At 62.4% G+C, this 13,490-nt stretch carries 13 protein-coding genes; 12 read left to right on the top strand and 1 reads right to left on the bottom strand.

Features of this window, described 5'->3' with window-relative positions; all coding sequences use genetic code 11:
• Positions 1-20: 20 nt before the first annotated feature.
• Positions 21-953, bottom strand: coding sequence for a GntR family transcriptional regulator (locus OCK01_RS19010; protein WP_263825286.1), 933 nt, complete (start codon positions 951-953; stop codon positions 21-23).
• Positions 954-1,164: 211 nt separating this feature from the next.
• Between OCK01_RS19010 and OCK01_RS19005 the strand changes: the two genes are divergently transcribed.
• From OCK01_RS19005 to OCK01_RS18950, 12 genes are all read left to right on the top strand, one after another.
• Positions 1,165-2,232, top strand: a complete 1,068-nt coding sequence (locus tag OCK01_RS19005; protein ID WP_263825285.1) for a spermidine/putrescine ABC transporter substrate-binding protein — start codon at positions 1,165-1,167, stop codon at positions 2,230-2,232.
• 152 nt (positions 2,233-2,384) lie between these two features.
• Positions 2,385-3,218 carry an ABC transporter permease gene (locus OCK01_RS19000; protein WP_263825438.1) on the top strand — a complete coding sequence of 278 codons (834 nt, stop codon included), beginning with the start codon at positions 2,385-2,387 and terminating at the stop codon, positions 3,216-3,218.
• On the top strand, positions 3,215-3,994 hold the full coding sequence (locus tag OCK01_RS18995; protein ID WP_263825284.1) for an ABC transporter permease: 780 nt from the start codon (positions 3,215-3,217) through the stop codon (positions 3,992-3,994). Before OCK01_RS19000 ends, OCK01_RS18995 begins: the two co-directional genes overlap by 4 nt.
• Positions 3,991-5,070, top strand: a complete 1,080-nt coding sequence (locus OCK01_RS18990) for an ABC transporter ATP-binding protein (RefSeq protein WP_263825283.1) — start codon at positions 3,991-3,993, stop codon at positions 5,068-5,070. The genes OCK01_RS18995 and OCK01_RS18990 overlap by 4 nt, the downstream gene beginning before the upstream one ends.
• Position 5,071: 1 nt before the next feature.
• On the top strand, positions 5,072-6,364 hold the full coding sequence (locus OCK01_RS18985) for a glycosyltransferase (RefSeq protein WP_263825282.1): 1,293 nt from the start codon (positions 5,072-5,074) through the stop codon (positions 6,362-6,364).
• A 225-nt stretch (positions 6,365-6,589) separates the two neighbouring features.
• Positions 6,590-6,952 (top strand): cupin domain-containing protein, encoded by a 363-nt coding sequence (locus OCK01_RS18980; RefSeq protein WP_263825281.1) that lies wholly within the window; start codon positions 6,590-6,592, stop codon positions 6,950-6,952.
• Between the two features lie 7 nt (positions 6,953-6,959).
• Positions 6,960-7,301 (top strand): cupin domain-containing protein, encoded by a 342-nt coding sequence (locus OCK01_RS18975; RefSeq protein ID WP_263825280.1) that lies wholly within the window; start codon positions 6,960-6,962, stop codon positions 7,299-7,301.
• A 15-nt stretch (positions 7,302-7,316) separates the two neighbouring features.
• On the top strand, positions 7,317-7,664 hold the full coding sequence (locus OCK01_RS18970) for a cupin domain-containing protein (protein ID WP_137155513.1): 348 nt from the start codon (positions 7,317-7,319) through the stop codon (positions 7,662-7,664).
• Between the two features lie 38 nt (positions 7,665-7,702).
• Complete coding sequence (locus tag OCK01_RS18965) at positions 7,703-9,208, top strand: aldehyde dehydrogenase family protein (protein WP_263825279.1); 1,506 nt, start codon at positions 7,703-7,705, stop codon at positions 9,206-9,208.
• A gap of 84 nt (positions 9,209-9,292) precedes the next feature.
• Positions 9,293-10,480: a saccharopine dehydrogenase family protein gene (locus OCK01_RS18960; RefSeq protein WP_263825278.1), complete on the top strand. Its 1,188-nt coding sequence runs from the start codon at positions 9,293-9,295 to the stop codon at positions 10,478-10,480.
• Positions 10,481-10,564: 84 nt separating this feature from the next.
• Complete coding sequence (gene recQ / locus OCK01_RS18955) at positions 10,565-12,421, top strand: DNA helicase RecQ (RefSeq protein ID WP_263825277.1); 1,857 nt, start codon at positions 10,565-10,567, stop codon at positions 12,419-12,421.
• A gap of 67 nt (positions 12,422-12,488) precedes the next feature.
• Positions 12,489-13,448, top strand: a complete 960-nt coding sequence (locus OCK01_RS18950) for a sugar-binding transcriptional regulator (protein ID WP_263825276.1) — start codon at positions 12,489-12,491, stop codon at positions 13,446-13,448.
• Positions 13,449-13,490: the final 42 nt, after the last annotated feature.

The raw sequence follows: 13,490 nt of genomic DNA, 5'->3' as shown, positions 1-13,490 counted from the left end.
TCTAGATTTAGACTGCGTTTCTAGCGTGTGGCGAGTTTGAGGACGGGCGGCACGCCGCGCCCGGCGAGTCGCGGCCGCTGGGATTGCGATAGCTGCAGATGCACGCGCATGAGATCCGCCGCAAGCGTCATTTGGCCCCGTTCGATCTGTTCGAGGATCTGCAGATGCTCGGTGTTGGACTGCATCAGCCTGAAAGTGCCGACATGATTGGCGGCTGGCAGCGCGAAGCGCCGGCGGTGATGCGCCGTCAGCGCTTCCGCCATGAAGGGATTGCCGCAGCTCTTGGCGATCAGCAGGTGAAAATCCATGTCGGTGCGCTCGAAAAGGCGACGGTCGAAGTCCCGCTCGTCCATCGCCTTCAGCGCCAACATGGATTGGCGGAGCGAAAAAATCGCGGTCGCGTCGCGCTTGAAGTCCGGCATGGTCAGCGCCAAGGGCTCGGTGGCGAGGCGGAATTCGAAGCTCTTCGCCAGCGCTTCCGCGCTCACCGCGAACTGCTTGAGCAGCCATTGCTGGCCGGATCCGCGTTCGGCGAGATTGTCTTCCGACAGTTTGATCAGCGCATTTTGTACCGCCTGCCTGCCGGCTTCATATCGGCGCTGCAGGCTTGCGACCGTCTGGACGTCGCCAATCCGGCCCGCGGCGAGATCGCGCAGGATTGCCGCATGCAAGTCTTCCTCCGAGGCGTCAGCGAAATCGGCCTCTGTCCGCGCCAGCGTCACCGGGTCGGCCGCAAACCTGTAACCACCGTCCGTATCGGGCAGGACCAGGCCCTTCTCCGCCAGGATCTGCAGGGCCTTACGCACGGGGGTCCGCGAGACATTGCAAAGACTTGCAATGGCTTGTTCAGCCATGCGCTCGCCCGGGGCCATGCCGCGCTCGGTGGCGATCTCCAGTATTTTCTGCGCCAATTCGACATGGCGTCGGTTCGGCTTTTTCGGCGTGTCCGTCATGCGCTCTTATCCGGTTCAATGGGCATGCTGCCTGCGAAACCAGGGCTTTGCAAGCGTCTCCCGCGGCTTCCGGCGTAAAATTTGCGCAGCTCACGATTTCCTATTGACGTATTTTTTTTTGAAATAATACTGTGGCGCATCGAGCGAACAGATCGCAACAAGCGGCGGCGCCGATGCTGAGGCTGGAACAAATCAAACAAGGGAGCTTCCCGTGATTGCGAAAATTCGATCTGGTTCGCGGAACTGGACCGCGACACTCTTTGCCGCGACCATGCTCGCCTCCGGCGCCGGCATGGCCAATGCCGCCGACCTGGTGATTTCCAACTGGGCCGGCTATATGGCCCCCGATATCGCCGAGACCTTCAAGAAGGCGACCGGGCTCGAAGTCGAGATCGTCAATCACGCCACCAATGAAGAAATCATGGGCAAGCTGATGGCGAGCGGCGGCAAGGGCTACGACCTCGTCTTCGTGTCCTCGCCCTTTGCCGAGATCCTCAATGGCCAGGGCATGGCCGAGCCGATCGACAAGGCCGCTGTGCCCAATCTCGCCAATCTCTATCCGGAAGCCGCAAACCTCGCTTACGATCCCGGCGCGACTTTCTCCGTCCCTTATACCTGGGGTACGACCGGCCTTTGCTATCGCTCCGATCTGGTGAAAACCACGCCGGACAGCTGGATGAACCTGCTGAAGCCCTCCGATGATCTCAAGGGCAAAGTCACGATGCTGGCGACCGACCGCTGGCTGATGGCGGCGGGCCTGTTCGCGCTCGGCTATTCGGCCAACGAGAAGGATCCGGCCAAGATCGAGGAAGCCAAGAACCTGCTGATCGAGGCGAAGAAGACCCTGCTCGCCTATGACGACACGACCTTCTATTCCAAGCTCGTTTCGGGCGAAGCCTCGCTGGTGCATGCCTGGGACGGCTGGTGCAATTACGGCATCACCGACAACAAGGACATCAAGTTCGTGACGCCGAAGGAAGGCTCGGATCTCTGGGTCGACACGATGGTGGTGATGAAATCGTCCGAGCACAAGGACGCGGCGATGAAGTTCATCAACTTCATGCTCGACGCCAAAAACCATGCCTGGGCCGCCGCCAATATTCTCTACAAGGTGCCGAACAAGGCCGCCATGGAAAGCCTCGATCCGGCGCTCATCAAGACCTATCCGAATATGGGCATGACGCCGGCGGAGCTCACCAAGTTTGAGCTGCTGCGCGATCTCGGCGATGCGCAGAAGGAGTATTCCAAGGCGGTCAGCGAGATCAAGGCCGCCAACTGACGGTCTGCCTCTCAAGACCCGGCGGGGTTCTTTGAAGCCTGCCGGGGCCGAGGCGAAAGCGAGGCGGGCCGTGTTCGCCTCGGCCAATCTCATCCCATTGTCAGACTGTGAATCGAAACCCCGTGTCCTCCAAGGCTGCACGTTCCAATCTCATGGCCGCGCCCGCCGTCGCCTGGCTTCTCCTGTTCATGGTGACGCCCTGCGCGCTGGTGCTCGCCTACGCCTTTTTCGAAAAAGGCCCGTGGGGCGGCGTCGTCTTCAATTTCAATTTTGACAACTTCATCCGGGTCGCCGATCCGCTCTATGCGAAGATCTTCCTGTCTTCGGCGCGGATTGCGGCGATTACCACACTGATCGCCATTCTCATCGCTTATCCTGCGGCTTACGCCATCAGCCGCGCGCCGCGTTCGCGTCAGGCGTTGCTGTTGTTCTTCGCGGTGCTCCCCTTCTGGAGCAATTACCTGATCCGCACCTATGCCTGGATCGTTCTGCTCAATCGCGAGGGCCTGTTCAACAATCTGCTGCGCTGGTTGGGCTATGAGGGCGAGCCGCTGTCGCTGCTCTATACCGAAGGCGCCGTCATCACCGGCCTCGTCTACAATTATCTGCCCTTCGTGATCCTGGCGATCTACTCCTCGCTGTCGCGGCTGAGCCCGGATTACGCCGAAGCGTCGCGCGATCTCGGCGCCGGCCCGGTCAGAACCTTTCTGCGGGTGATCCTGCCCCTGACGCTGCCGGGCGTCGCCGCCGGCGGCGTGTTCGTCTTCGTTCTGTCGATCGGCAATTTCGTCACGCCGGCTCTGCTCGGCGGCGGACGCTTCCAGATGATCGGCAATGTCGTCTATGACCAGTTCCTCACCGCCAATGACTGGCCGTTCGGCGCGGCGCTGGGCATGGCGCTGATCGCGGTGATGGTGGCGCTGCTCACGCTGCAGGCCAAGGCCGCCTCCCGCGCCGCCGGCGAAACCCGCGAGGCCGAGGCATGAAGACCCGTTCGCTGCCCTTCCGCCTGATCCTCGTCGCGGTGTTCGGCTTTCTCTATCTGCCGATCGCTGTGCTGGTGCTGTTGTCCTTCAACGAGGCGGGCCTGCCGACCGCCTGGTCCGGCTTTTCGCTGAAATGGTACGCGTCGCTCGCCGAGAACAAGGATATTCTCGGCGCGGCCTGGAACACCTTGGTGGTCGGCGTTTTTGCTACGGTTATTTCCACCGTGCTCGGCGCGATGCTGGCGATCGGCATCGAGAGCCGGAGGCGGAAGAGCGCCTCGCTGGAAGCGCTGATCTTTGCGCCGATGGTGATCCCGGACATCGTGCTTGCGGTGGCGCTTCTGACCTTCTTCTCGCGCCTCGACATCACGCTCGGCCTCCATACGATCATCATCAGCCATGTGATCTTCGATCTCGCTTTCGTCAGTTCCATCGTCCGCGCCCGGCTCAAGCATTTCGACTATTCGATCGTGGAAGCTTCGCGCGATCTCGGCGCCTCGCCCTGGACGAGTTTCTGGCGGATCACCTTCCCGGTGCTGGCGCCGGCCATCGTCGCCGGCGCGCTTCTGGCCTTCACGCTGTCGGTCGATGAATTCATCATCGCCTTCTTCACAGCCGGCGCCGGCCGCGGCTCGATCACCCTGCCGATCCAGATCTATTCGATGATCCGCTTCGGCGTGACGCCCGAGATCAACGCGCTCGCGACCATCGTCATGGGGGTCAGCGCGCTCGCGCTCATCCTTTCCCAATGGCTCAACAAAGAACAGATGCAATGACAGATCCCGCCCCCCAGACGATCCTGTCGATCGACAGTCTCAGCAAGGATTTCGGGCCGGTGCGCGCCGTCGATCGCATTCAGCTCGACATCCGGCGCAACGAATTCTTCGCGCTGCTCGGCCCGTCGGGCTGCGGAAAGTCCACACTTCTGCGCATGCTGGCCGGTTTCGAGACGCCGACCTCCGGCCGCGTATTGCTCGACGGCGCCGACATCACGGCGCTGCCGCCGGAGAAGCGGCCGCTCAATCTGATGTTCCAGTCCTATGCGCTGTTTCCGCATATGACGGTCGCCAAGAACCTGGCCTATGGGCTCGAAATGGACGGTCTGCCCAAGGCCGAAATCGCCTCGCGCGTCGAGGAGATGATGGCGGTCACCGATCTCGGCGAATTCGCCGCGCGCAAGCCGGATCAACTCTCGGGCGGCCAGCGCCAGCGCGTGGCCCTCGCCCGCGCGCTCATCAAGCGGCCCAAGGTGCTGCTGCTCGACGAACCGCTCGGCGCGCTCGACAAGAAACTGCGCGAGCGCATGCAGCTCGAATTGAAGCGCCTCCAGCACGAGGTCGGCATCACCTTCATCATCGTCACCCATGACCAGGAAGAAGCGCTGGTGATGGCCGATCGCATGGCGATCCTGCGGGATGGCCGCCTGCTGCAATGCGGGTCTCCTGAAGAGATTTATGAGCGCCCGGTCGACCGTTTCGTCGCCAATTTCATCGGCGTCATGAATTTTATCGAGGGCCGGGTCTCCGGCGGCCGCTTCGGCGCGCCCGGGCTGGATATCGCCGCGCCCGATATCGCCGACGGGCCGGCGGCGCTGGCGATCCGCCCCGAGGATCTCGAAGTCGCAAGCGGCGCGGACGGAGAAGCGCTGCTGGAGGGCGTCGTGGTCGATATCGCCTATCATGGCCTCGACCGTGTGCTGCATGTGAAAACGCAAGCGAGCCAGACGCCGCTTCAGTTGCGCGTCGCCGCCCGCAATCCGGCCGGGCATGCGGCGGGCGAGACGGTGCGTCTCGCCCTGCGCCCCGAGCGATGCAAATTCTTCAACGAAAAATCAGAACCGAAAGAGGGTTGAGATGTCCAAGACGATCGCATTTTTCCCGGAAGCGGCCTTTGGGCCGGCGCTGAATTCCGTCGGCATCGCCCAGGCTGTCGAAGCGCTGGGCCACAAGGCGGTGTTCCTGTCCGATCCGGGCTTCGTCTCTGTCTATGAAGGCTATGGCTTCGAGGCGCATCCGGTCAATCTCTCCGAACCGATGCCGCCCGAGCAGATGGCGAAGTTCTGGGAAGACTTCATCAACGGCCATATCCCGAACTTCCGCAAGAGCCCCTATGACCAGATCGACAATTATGTGAAGGATTGCTGGACGGCGATCGTCGACAGCGCCAAATGGGCAGAGAAGGATCTGCCGGGCGTGCTCGCCAAGATCAATCCCGACATGATCTGCGTCGACAATGTCATCCTATTTCCGGCGATCAAGCATTTCGGCAAGCCCTGGGTGCGCATCATCTCTTGCTCCGAAAACGAGATCGAGGATCCGAAGATCCCGCCGCATCTGTCCGGTTGCCGTCAGGACGACTACGAGGGCCACAAGGCCTATCGCGATCGCTTCAACGAGGTGATCAAGCCGATCCATGACGATTACAACGCCTTCCTCGCCTCGACCGGCGAAGCGGCCTATCCGATCGGGCAGTTCTTCGAAGCTTCGCCCTATATGAACCTGCTGCTTTATCCGGAGCCGGCGAAATTCGATCGCGAACATCCGCTCGATCCAAATCAATTCCAGTATCTCGAAGGCTGCGTCCGCAAGGAAAAGCCCTATGAGGTGCCGACATTTGCGATCAACAACGACAAGCCGCTGATCTACATCTCCTTCGGCTCGCTGGGCGCCGGCGACACAGATCTCCTGAAGCGGCTGATCGAGACGATCGGCAAGTTGCCCTACCGGGCGCTCGTCAATGTCGGCGACTACAAGGACCAGTATGAAAATGTGCCGGGCAATGTGGTCATCGAGAGCTGGTTCCCGCAACCCTCGGTCATTCCGCAGGTCGACGCGGCCATCCATCACGGCGGCAACAACTCCTTCACCGAGTGCCTCTATTTCGGCAAACCGGCCATCATCATGCCCTATGTCTGGGACGGGCATGACAACGCCACCCGCGTCGACGAAACCGGTCACGGCTTCAAGATGCCGCGCTACGACTGGACCGACGAGGAACTGGCCGCCAAGCTCGACCACATGATCAACGATCCCAAGATGAAGACGAAGCTCGCCGCCACCTCGGCGCATATGCAGTCGCAGAACGGTCCGCAGAAGGCGGCGAAGATTTTGGACGAGTTGGTGAAGACGGGGGCGTATCGTGCTTGATGTATCTACATCTCCCGTGAGTGTTCGGGGCTACCCCCCTCTGGTCTGCCGACCATCTCCCCCTCAAGGGGGGAGATTGGATAGTGGCGCCGGCTTCCCCAATTCTCAACGCTGGGGGATGGGCAATGGTCGCTCCTCTTGGCAATCTCCCCCCTTGAGGGGGAGATGTCCGGCAGGACAGAGGGGGGTGCTGCTTCTCGCTCCTATGATGTTGGAGGCGCTCCATTGACCGACACCCTCAGATCCACCGCCCCGCATATCCACAACGCCACCACATTCGACGATCTCGTCGACTGGGGCGTGCAATCGGACGCCATCGAGGGCCAATCGAAGTCCACCGGTCGCTTGCTCTTCAAAGGACCGAACAATGAGCCGGAAACCGGCATCTGGGTCTGCACGCCCGGACGCTGGCGGCTGTCCATACCGCGCGACGAATTCTGCCATTTCGTCTCGGGCTCGGCCACCTATCGTTCGGATGACGGCGAGGTGGTCGAGGTCTCGGCGGGAACCGCGGTGATGTTCAAGGCGGGCTGGACCGGCGAATGCACGGTGCATGAGACCATGCGCAACATCTATATGCTGGTATGAGGCCGAGATGAGCACACCCCACTGGGCGAAAGCCGACGCCGTGGCGCTCGAAGACTGGGGCGCGTCGACGACTGCGACCGAAGGCAATCCGGTCATGGCCGGCAAGATCCTCAACGTGAACGCGGATGGATCGAGCGAATGCGGCATCTGGTCCTGCACGCCGGGAACCCGGAAGATCACCATCCCCAGCGACGAGTTCTGTGTCTTTCTGGGCGGCAAGGGCCTCTATATCAGTGAAGACGGCGAGGAGATCGCCGTTGAAGCCGGTTCGATCGTCTTCTTTCCCGGAGGCTGGACCGGAACCTCCATCATCACCGAAACTCTGTCCAAGGCTTTCATGAGCCGCTGACTGCAAGGAATAGACATGACCTCCGCACCCCTGATGTACAAGCCGCTCGAACAGGACAACCTGGTCGATTGGGGCACGATCCCCACCATGATCGAAGGCGTCAGCCACGTCTCCGGCAAGCTCATTCACAAGGGCCCGAACGGCGAAAGCGAATGCGGCTTGTGGATCTGCACGCCCGGCAAATGGGAATGCCATGTGACGCGCGACGAATTCTGCCACTTCCTGGAGGGTCGCTCCACCTATGTGCATGAAAGCGGCGAGGTGATCGAAATCACCCCGGATACCGCCGCCTTCTTCCCCAAGGACTGGAAGGGCGTCTGCACCGTCCATGAGACGATCAAGAAAGTCTACATGATCCGCTGAGCAAGCGGGACGGCCTCAAGGGCCAGTCAGGACCAGATATGCAGGACTTGTTGAAACCCTTCCATTTCGTGGACGGCGGCTACCGGCCAAGCCTGGGCGCCCGCGCCGATGTGATCGACCCGGCGACGCTCGCCGTGGTCGGAGCGTTTGCCGAAACCACAGACGCCGAGCTCGACGCCGCGCTGGCGCTTGCGACCGCTGCGCAAAAGAGCTGGGCCAAGATCGACGCCAAGACGCGCGCTGCGATCCTGCACCGGATCGCCAACCGCATCGAGGCGACCGATATGCGCCGCTGCGCCGAAGTCATGTCGCGGGAAATGGGCAAGCCCTATCCCGAGGCGATCGGCGAAGTCGCCAATTGCGCCGGCGCCTTCCGCTATTTCGCCGAGATCGCCAGAGACGAAGCGGGCAAAGTGGCGGGAACGACGCAGACCGGCTCGTTTCAATATGCGCGCTACGAGCCGCTGGGCGTCTCCGTCCACATCATGCCTTTCAACTTCCCGATCCTGTTGATGTGCTGGACGGTCGCCGCCTCGCTCGCCTCCGGCAATGCCTGCATCGTCAAACCCGCGCCGGCGACGACGCTGTCGACGTTGATCTTCATGGAGGTCTTCGCCGATCTCCCGGCCGGCCTGATCGCCTGCCTGCCGGGCGGCGCCGAGATCGCCAAGGCGCTGGTGGCGTCGAAGAAGACCCATGCCGTCGCCTTCACCGGTTCGGCCGAAGCCGGCAGGGCAGTGGCCATGGCGGCTGCTGGCGCGATGAAGCCTGCGGTGATCGAGGGCGGCGGCTCGGATCCGATGATCGTCACGGCGCATGCGCCGCTCGATGTCGCCGCCGCCGGCGCGGTCACGGCCGCTTTCCACATGTCGGGCCAGGTCTGCACTTCGGCCGAGCGCTTTTTCGTGGTCGACGCCGTGCATGACGCCTTCATCGAGAAGTTTGTCGCGGAGACCCGCCGCTTGCGGATCGGCAACGGCCTCGACAAGGCCGAGATCGGCCCTCTCGTCTCCAAGGCGGCGCGCGACAAGGTCATCCGTCTGGTCGAGGACGCCAAGTCCAAGGGCGCGACCGCCGTGATTGGCGGCAAGATCCCCGAGGATCAGCCGGTGGGCTGGTTCTATGAGCCGACCATCCTGACCGGCTGCACGCCCGACATGGCGATCATGCAGGAAGAATGCTTCGGCCCGGTCGCGGCCGTGATGCGCGTGGAGGATTTCGACGAGGCCATCACCCGCGCCAATGACAGCGAGTTCGGTCTCGGCGCATCGGTGTTCACCACCTCGCTCGAAGAGGCGATGGAGGCGGCCGAACGGCTGGAGGCCGGCATGGTCTGGGTCAACAATCCGCTGATCGACAATGACGCGCTTCCCTTCGGCGGCTGGAAGCGCTCCGGCCTGGGACGGGAACTCTCACGGCTCGGCCTCGACGCCTTCCGGCGGTCCAAGATGGTCATCATCGACCACAAGCCGGTGCGCCAGGGCTGGTGGTATCCCTATCCGGACGACTGGTTCTACGAAACGGGCGGCCGCAAGCACGTCTGACGCTTTTGTTTTTACGCATTTCCAGACGGAAAACCGCAAGGACACTTTTCCTGGAAATGCTCTCATTCACGCAGGAACGACATCATGATCATCAGCCTTCTCGGCGGCGCCGGCCTCATGGGCGCGGGCATCGTGCGCGACCTTCTTTCCGACCGCGCCATCATCGACATCAAGACCGTCCGCATCTGCGACGCGCAGCGCGAGCGGATGGAGGCGCTGAAAGCCGAACTCGATGACATCAGGATCGAGCTTTTCGATCTCGACGTCACCAAACCGGACGCGCTGGCCAGCGCCGTGGCCGGCGCCGATCTCTGCATCAATTGCGTGCCGACCCTCCTCGGCCACCAGATGACCATCTTCGAAGCCGCGCTGGCGGCCAAGGTCGCCTATATGGATCTCGGCGGTCTCGGCACCTACACCGTCAAGCAGATCGCGGAGCATAAGCGCTTCAAGGCGGCCGGCGTGACGGCGGTGGTCGGCTGCGGCGCTGATCCCGGCATGTCCAACGTCATCTGCCGCGCCGTCGCCGACGAACTCGACGAGATCGACGCTATCAATCTCTATTGGGCGGCGGAACTGGTCGGCGAGGAGAACCCGGTTCTCGTGCCGCCCTACAGCGTCTCGACGGTGCTGGCCGAATACGCCCATGAAAGCACGCAGTTCTACGGCGGCAAGCATGTGACCTGCCCCCCGATGAGCGGCTCTGAATATCTCGACCTTCCCGAGCCCTGGGGCCGCTGCGAATTCATGCATTCGCCGCATTCCGAACAGCTCACCGTGCCCTTGGCCGACGGCATTCGCGAAAAGGGCATCAAGGAATTCTCATGGAAGCTGCATCTGCCGCATCGCGAGCATGAAGCCTGGGTCGGCCTCGTCAAAGCCGGTTTCGGCGATTTCGACGAGCCCGTCGAGGTTGGCGGCGTCAAGGTGCGTCCGCTCGACGTGCTCAACAAGGTCATCGAGCGCAACATCAAGAAGAACGCCGCCCGCATGCCGGAGCAGGAAAGCCACGAAATCCATTTCGCCATCGGGCGTGGCCGCAAGGACGGCGTCGCGCGCACGGTGACGGTCGAAGTCGTGGTCAAGCCCGATGCGATGTATGCGCCCTATGTCGACGCCTGCACTTCGATGAACGGCTCGATCGCCGCGCAGTTGATCCTCGCCAGTCCGAAAAAGCCGGGCGTCTGGGCGCCGGAAGCCTATTTCGACATCCCGCCCTATTTCGCCGAATTGGAGAAGCGCAAGTTCATCCTGTCGACGCGGGTTGAATAGGCGCGTTGCGTCCGGGGCCGGCAATCGCCTAAGTGACGTCTACGCCATGACGGCGCGACAGGCGATTCCCGGTCAGGATGCTCGATGCACGACAATAGAAGCACGGACAGGCTTTTCAGCGATCAAGGCCAGCGCAACCCGCTCTCGGTCCTGAAGGAAATCTACGGCTATCCGGCCTTTCGCGGAAAGCAGGGCGCGGTCATCGACACCGTCACCGCCGGCGGCGACGCCGTGGTGCTGTTTCCGACCGGCGCCGGCAAGTCGCTCTGCTATCAGATTCCGGCGTTGTGCCGGCCCGGCCTCGGCGTGGTGGTCTCGCCGCTGATCGCCTTAATGCGCGATCAGGTCGAGGCTCTCAAGCAATTGGGCGTGCGCGCTGCGGCGCTGAATTCGGCCATGAGCCGCGAGGATTATCTCGATACGCGCCGCGCCATTTCACGCGGCGAACTGGATCTTCTCTATGTGACGCCGGAGCGCATCGTCACGCCGGCCTTCAAGGAACTGGTCGGGTCGTCCAAAATTTCGCTTTTCGCCATCGATGAGGCGCATTGCGTCTCGCAATGGGGCCATGACTTCCGGCCGGAATATCGCGAGCTCGGCAAGCTCGGCGAGGACTATCCTGGCGTGCCCAGAGTGGCGCTGACCGCCACCGCAGATCCGCATACGCGTGAGGACATCATCGGCGGCCTCGGCCTCGAGGGCGCGGAGGTGTTCACCACGTCTTTCGATCGCCCGAATATCGCCTATGAAATCGTCGAGCGCGACCAGCCGCGCCAGCAATTGCTGCAGTTCCTGTCGCGTCACAAGGGATCGAGCGGCATCGTCTACTGTCTCTCCCGCGCCAAGGTGGAAGACACCGCCGAATGGCTCAACAGTCAGGGCATCCGCGCGCTTGCTTATCACGCCGGCATGGACAGGGCTGTTCGCGATGGCCATCAGGACGCCTTCCTCAAGGAGGAAGATCTCTGCCTCGTGGCCACGGTCGCCTTCGGCATGGGCATCGACAAGCCGAATGTGCGCTATGTCGCCCATCTCGACCTTCCGGGCTCTGTCGAGGCCTATTATCAGGAAACAGGTCGCGCCGGCCGCGACGGTCTGCCGTCCGACGTCTGGATGGCCTACGGCATGGCCGATGTCATCCAGCGCGGCCGCATGATTGATGAAGGCGGCGCGAGCGACGAGATCAAGCGCATCGAGCGCGGCAAGCTCAATGCGCTCTTGGCCATCTGCGAAACGGCGGGATGCCGACGCCAGGCGATCCTCAATCATTTCGGCGAAGCCCATGCCGGCGGTTGCGGCAATTGCGACACCTGCTTGAAACCCGTCGACACCTGGGACGGCACGGACGCCGCCATCAAGGCGCTGGCCGCCGTCTATCGCACCGGCGAGCGCTTCGGCGTCGGCCATCTCATCGATGTGCTTCTGGGCGTCGTCAACGAGAAGACCCAGCGCTTCGGCCATGTCGATATGCCAGTATTTGGGGTCGGCAAGGATATCGCCGCCAAGACCTGGCAATCGGTCTATCGGCAGCTTCTCGCGGCCGGCTATGTCGGCGTTGATCACAGCGCGTTCGGCGCGATCAAGCTCGACGAGCGGGCGCGCGCGGTGTTTCGGAAGGAAGAAGCGGTGCGCTTTCGCGTCGACCGCCCCACCAAGGGCAAGGCGGCGCGCAAGGCGTCCGCCAGTTCCACCCAGGCCCGCTCTTCGCTCGATGTCGCCGATGGCGAATTGTTCGAGGCCCTGAGGGCCGCACGCAGCGCTATTGCCAGAGAGCTCGCCATTCCGCCCTATCTCGTCTTTCCAGACACGACGTTGGTGGCGCTCGCCACCGATCGACCTGACACGCCCGAGGCTATGCTGGCGATCTCCGGCGTCGGCCAATCCAAGCTGGAAAAGTATGGCGAGGCCTTTCTGGCGGTGATTGCAGAGCATCAAAGATAGGTCTTTGACTTTTGTCAGCGTTCGTGAATAATGTCAGAAACGCTGCGCAAAGGGAGATGCGAGGGACATGCGGTCCACAGACCAGATCATGCACAAGGCCGCCTGGCTCTATTACATGCACGGGCTCCGGCAGGACGAGGTCGCCAAGCAGCTCAATATTTCCCGCGCCTCCATCGCCACCTATCTCCGGCGCGCCCGCGAGATCGGCATCGTCAATATCTCCACCTCGACCCAGCTCTTCTCCGACGATGTGCTGGCGCGCAAGCTGGAGGACGCCCTCAGCCTGGAAACGGTCTGGATCGTGCCGGAGGACCGCTTGGCCATCGACCCCGCAGCGGAAATGCCTGTCGTCGCGGCAGCGGTCTTTCTCGAACTGATCAACAAGGGCGACCGGATCGGCGTAGCCTGGGGGCGGACGGTCTATCATCTCGCCGATGTCATGCCCTATGCCGATCTCCAAGGCGTCACTGTCGTGCAGCTCTGCGGCAATCTCGGCGCGCCCTATAACTACCGTCCCGACCAGTGCACGACCGAAATCGCCCGGCGTCTCAATGCCGAAGGCATCAACCTCTATGCGCCGCTGGTGCTGAGTTCGGAGCAGTTGGCCACTGACTTGCGCAACGAGCCTGTCATCCGAGAACAGCTCGCCTCGATCGCAGATTGTCAGCTGGTGCTCTATTCGGTCGGCGGCATCGAAAGCGACAGCCATCTGGTGCGCTGCGGCGCGCTGACGCCTGAGGAAATGCAGGCTCTGGGAGAGGGCGGCGCGGGCGGCGTCATCGCGGGCCAGGTCATCGATCATGAGGGCCGCTGGCTGGACTGTCCGCACAATCGCCGCTGCATTTCGGCGGATCTGGAGATCATCAAGACGATCCCCAAGCGGATGATGGTGGTGGAGGAGGATTCCAAATTCCAGCCGCTGTTGGCCGCCATCAAGGGCGGCTTCGTTTCGCATCTCGTGGTGACTCATTCCATGGCGATGCGGCTTCTGGCGCGCTGGGAGGCTGAGGCCCTGCAACGCGGCTGACTCCGCGAAAATAGAATTCTCCGCCCGGCCCGGATGCCGGGC

The organism is Rhizobium sp. TRM95796 (assembly GCF_025779995.1).
GTDB lineage: Bacteria > Pseudomonadota > Alphaproteobacteria > Rhizobiales > Rhizobiaceae > Rhizobium_E.
Note: the sequence above shows the minus strand (reverse complement) of the source record. Positions and strands in the feature narration are given on the sequence as shown.

Bases quoted from the DNA above. Each gene is read 5' to 3' on its own strand.
- OCK01_RS18985 (WP_263825282.1), top strand. From the start codon at position 5,072: ATGTCCAAGACGATCGCATTTTTCCCGGAAGCGGCCTTTGGGCCGGCG.
- OCK01_RS18960 (WP_263825278.1), top strand. From the start codon at position 9,293: ATGATCATCAGCCTTCTCGGCGGCGCCGGCCTCATGGGCGCGGGCATC.
- OCK01_RS19010 (WP_263825286.1), bottom strand. From the start codon at position 953: ATGACGGACACGCCGAAAAAGCCGAACCGACGCCATGTCGAATTGGCG.
- recQ (WP_263825277.1), top strand. From the start codon at position 10,565: ATGCACGACAATAGAAGCACGGACAGGCTTTTCAGCGATCAAGGCCAG.
- OCK01_RS18950 (WP_263825276.1), top strand. From the start codon at position 12,489: ATGCGGTCCACAGACCAGATCATGCACAAGGCCGCCTGGCTCTATTAC.
- OCK01_RS18965 (WP_263825279.1), top strand. From the start codon at position 7,703: ATGCAGGACTTGTTGAAACCCTTCCATTTCGTGGACGGCGGCTACCGG.
- OCK01_RS18975 (WP_263825280.1), top strand. From the start codon at position 6,960: ATGAGCACACCCCACTGGGCGAAAGCCGACGCCGTGGCGCTCGAAGAC.
- OCK01_RS19000 (WP_263825438.1), top strand. From the start codon at position 2,385: ATGGCCGCGCCCGCCGTCGCCTGGCTTCTCCTGTTCATGGTGACGCCC.
- OCK01_RS18970 (WP_137155513.1), top strand. From the start codon at position 7,317: ATGACCTCCGCACCCCTGATGTACAAGCCGCTCGAACAGGACAACCTG.
- OCK01_RS18990 (WP_263825283.1), top strand. From the start codon at position 3,991: ATGACAGATCCCGCCCCCCAGACGATCCTGTCGATCGACAGTCTCAGC.
- OCK01_RS18995 (WP_263825284.1), top strand. From the start codon at position 3,215: ATGAAGACCCGTTCGCTGCCCTTCCGCCTGATCCTCGTCGCGGTGTTC.